General features: G+C 64.2%; 3 protein-coding genes, 1 tRNA gene and 2 pseudogenes. All 6 read right to left on the reverse strand.

The annotated features are described in order from the left end of the window. Nucleotides 1-95 precede the first annotated feature (95 nt). Complete coding sequence (locus G3436_RS25670; RefSeq protein WP_163951014.1) at nucleotides 96-539, reverse strand: Hsp20 family protein; 444 nt, start codon at nucleotides 537-539, stop codon at nucleotides 96-98. A gap of 114 nt (nucleotides 540-653) precedes the next feature. Further along, a pseudogene (locus G3436_RS25675) lies at nucleotides 654-1,612 on the reverse strand (tRNA dihydrouridine synthase). Nucleotides 1,613-1,661: 49 nt separating this feature from the next. Continuing rightward, entirely contained in the window at nucleotides 1,662-2,099 is a 438-nt protein-coding gene (locus G3436_RS25680; RefSeq protein ID WP_163951017.1) for an acyl-CoA thioesterase, read from the reverse strand. Between the two features lie 44 nt (nucleotides 2,100-2,143). Continuing rightward, a pseudogene (locus G3436_RS25685) lies at nucleotides 2,144-2,976 on the reverse strand (alpha/beta hydrolase). A gap of 14 nt (nucleotides 2,977-2,990) precedes the next feature. Further along, nucleotides 2,991-3,530 carry a TetR/AcrR family transcriptional regulator gene (locus tag G3436_RS25690; protein ID WP_163951020.1) on the reverse strand — a complete coding sequence of 180 codons (540 nt, stop codon included), beginning with the start codon at nucleotides 3,528-3,530 and terminating at the stop codon, nucleotides 2,991-2,993. A gap of 165 nt (nucleotides 3,531-3,695) precedes the next feature. After that, nucleotides 3,696-3,771, reverse strand: a tRNA-Glu gene (locus G3436_RS25695). Nucleotides 3,772-3,833 lie beyond the last annotated feature (62 nt).

Raw genomic sequence — 3,833 nt, forward strand, 5'->3', positions numbered from 1 at the left:
GGTGTACCTGTGGGAGCTGGCTTGCCAGCGAAAGGGCCTGAAAGACGAGCACAGAAAAGGGCACCCGAAGGTGCCCTTTTTCACTCAGTTTGCACTCAGTTCAGCGCAGGCTTGTCACCGTTGATCGGGATGCGCTTGGCCTTGGCTTCCTCAGGCACGACCCGCAGCAGATCGACACTGAGCAGGCCGTTGGCCAGGCCCGCCGACTTCACTTCGATGTGGTCAGCCAGGCGGAACGACAACTTGAAGGCCCGCTGGGCAATGCCCTGGTGCAGGTAGGTAACGCTTTCGCCGCTGCTGTCACGCTTGCCGCCGGTCACGGTCAAGACGCCTTTTTCCACTTGCAGGTCCAGATCCTGCTCCTGGAAGCCGGCCGCAGCCACGACGATTCGATAATGGTCTTCGCCATGCTTTTCCACGTTGTAGGGTGGGTAGGTGCTACCCGACTCATTACGCGCCGCGGATTCGAACAGGTCGTTGAAACGGTCGAAGCCAACGGAATGACGGAACAGTGGAGCCAGAGAAAATGCGGTAGTCATGGTACATCTCCTGAAAGATCAGCGAGTCAGTTGTCACGCGACCCGACTTCGGCATCGCGTACTCCCTAGATAAGGACCCGCCACAACTTTTCAAGCACCCCCCACAAAAAATCTTCAGGCTGCCTCACGAACCGGCACACCCAGCAACTGCGCCACGCGATCGCAGTCGGTCTCGCGGCGCAGCTCGGTGAACAGCGCCGTGGCCTCGGGGTAGGTACGGGTCAGCATGGCGACCCATTGCTTCAGCCGCCCCGGCGCCTGACGCTCGGTCATCTGCGCCCGCGCCTGCACCCAGAAGTCCTGCAGCAAGGGCTGCACGCCTGCCAGTCCAGCGGCACGAACGCGACACCCTGACGCTCGGCAGCGATCTGCCGGGCCAGGTCCGGGCGCGACACCAGCCCGCGACCAAGCATGATGTCCTCGACCCCGCTGACCTCGCGGCAACGCCGCCAATCGTCGACGGTCCACACCTCGCCATTGGCGAACACCGGCACCTTGACCACTTCCTGCACGCGCGCCACGTACTCCCAGTGCGCGGGCGGCTTGTAGCCGTCGACCTTGGTGCGTGCATGCACCACCAATTGGTCGGCGCCACCTTCGGCCAGCGCCCGCGCGCAGTCCAGCGCACCATCGGGGCTGTCGAAGCCCAGGCGCATCTTGGCCGTCACCGGGATATGCGCAGGCACCGCCCGGCGCACTTCGCGCAGGATGGCGTGGAGCAGTTCGGGCTCCTTGAGCAGCACCGCACCGCCGCGGGACTTGTTCACAGTCTTGGCCGGGCAGCCGAAATTGAGGTCGATGACCGGCGCGCCCAGCTCGCACGCCAGCACGGCGTTCTCGGCCAGGCACACCGGGTCGGAGCCCAGCAGTTGCACCCGCAATGGCACCCCGGCCGCCGTCTGCGCGCCGCGGTTCAACTCCGGGGCGAGCTTTTCGTACACATGCGCCGGCAGCAGCCGATCACACACGCGAATGAACTCGGTGACACACCAGTCGATGCCGCCCACCTGGGTCAGTACGTCGCGAAGGATGTTGTCGACCAGCCCCTCCATGGGGGCCAGGGCAATTTGCATGGCGTGGGTCTCGCGCGAAAAAGGCCGGCAGTCTAGCAAAAACCGCGCGTCATCGTGCTCCGGCCATCGCGGCGCCATAGCCTTCGATGAATTCGGCAGGCATGCGGCGGGGCTTGCCCGTGGACAATTCGATACACACGAACGTCGTTTGCGCGCGCAACAGGGTAATGCCGTCGCTTGGACGGATCAGCTGGAAGTACCGGGTCATCTTCAGGCGCTGGTCCCAGTCGACGATCCAGGTGGCCAACTGCAACGCATCGTCTTCGTAAGCGCTGGCCAGGTAGTCGATCTCGTGGCGTACCACGGCCATCGCGCGGTCCAGCCGTCGGTACTCGGCCAGGTCCAGGCCCAGGCGCTGGGAATGGCGCCAGGCGCAACGCTCCAGCCAGGTGACATAGACCGCATTGTTGGCGTGGCCAAGGCCGTCGATATCCTCGGCCCCGACCTGCAGGTCGAGGGTAAATGGCATTGCCCGATCCCAGTTCATGCGCACTCCCGGTGCAGAGTTGAGCGCCAGAGTGTAACGGATGCTCAGGCCGTTTGCCGCGCTGGCTGCGCACTGCGCTGCAGCAGTGCAAGCACGCCCTGCAGCACCTGCGGGTCGGCCAGCACACGCTGATGCCCGCCTGCGGGCAGTACCAGCAACTGGCTGTCGAACCACGCCTGATGAATGATCCGCGCCTCGCTGGCCGCCACCAGCGGATCGTCATCGGCATGCACGATGAACCCCGGCAGCTCCAGTTGATAGGCGCTCACGTCCAGGCGCGCCACCGGCACGCGACCTCACGCTCGACCTGTCGAATGAACGCGGCCCGCGCCCGCGGCGGCAAGCCCAGGTGCCGGGCGAAACCGCGCAGCACGCCAAGCAGGCGGGCCGGCGCAGCAATGCTTACCGCCACCTCGGCACGCAACCCCCATTGCAGCGCGAGCAAGGCGCTGGCGCCGCCCATGGAGTGGCCGATCACGGCGTGCAAAGGCCCCAGCTCACCCGCAGCCTCCAGCAATGCATGGGCGAACGACACCACATTGGCCTGCTGCCCACGAGAGCGACCATGCGCGGGCCCCTCCAGCGCCACCACGCAATAGCCTGCGCCCACCAGCGCCTCGATCAAATGCGCAAACTGGGTGGGACGCCCTTCCCAGCCATGCATCAGCAACACCGTCGGCCCGCGCCCCCAACGCAGCGCACTGAGCCCGAACCGCAAGTTCATGCGCTCGGCGCTGGCCAATACCGGCAGCTCCCATGCCCGCGGCGGCAGGCTGCGCGGGGTCATGAAGGCGTGGCGCATCCGCCCTGCCACCCGGTTCGGCGCCAGGCGCCCAACGGTCGCGTTGATTCCACGAATCCAGCTCAGGCTATTCATCGCATCGCTCCAGATCAGATCACCGCCGACTTGGCGGCACGCAACACACGGTCAGACAACTCATCACCACCCAGCGCCCGCGCCAGCGCCAAGCCGCCAACCATCAGGGCCAGATCGGCCAGCACCTTGTCGGCGTCCTCGGGGCTATCGGCCAACTGCGCCATCATCAATTCGATATGCTCGGCCAGCACGCTGCGAAACGCCTGCGGCAAGTGCGCAATCTCGCTCAGGGAGGTCGGCAACGGGCAGGCATGCTCGGTGGCGTCACGGTGCTTGCGCGACAGATAGAACGCCGCCACCAGCGCACGCCGCGCTTCGCCATCAAGCCCAGGGTCAACCTGTGTCAGCAAGGCGCGGCGCTCCCCCAGCAGCTGGGAGAAGGCTTCCAGCATCAGTGCGTCCTTGTTCTGGAAATGCGCGTAGAAGCCGCCTACGGTCAACCCGGCGGCGCCCATTACCTGCTGCACGCTGGGGTCGGCGGGACCGTGCTGGATAACGGCGCTACGTGCCGCATCGAGAATGCGCTGGCGGGTCTGGGCTTTTTTATCGAGCATGGCGGGCCTCCAAATATTATGGAGATAATATTATGCTCATAATATTTATTGACAAGCTTTTTCTCCTGCAGGCCAAGGCTGCAGAAGAAAACATTTCGGAGGGGAAAAAACAAAAGGCTCATTCAATAAGCGAATGAGCCTTGAAATCCCGCAGAGCGGGTAAAATGGCGTCCCCTAGGGGACTCGAACCCCTGTTACCGCCGTGAAAGGGCGGTGTCCTAGGCCACTAGACGAAGGGGACTTGTAACCTTCGTAGAGATCCGTTTTCACGAACCCTGGCAAATTGGTGGAGCTAAGCGGGAT

The organism is Pseudomonas brassicae (assembly GCF_010671725.1).
Taxonomy (GTDB): domain Bacteria; phylum Pseudomonadota; class Gammaproteobacteria; order Pseudomonadales; family Pseudomonadaceae; genus Aquipseudomonas; species Aquipseudomonas brassicae.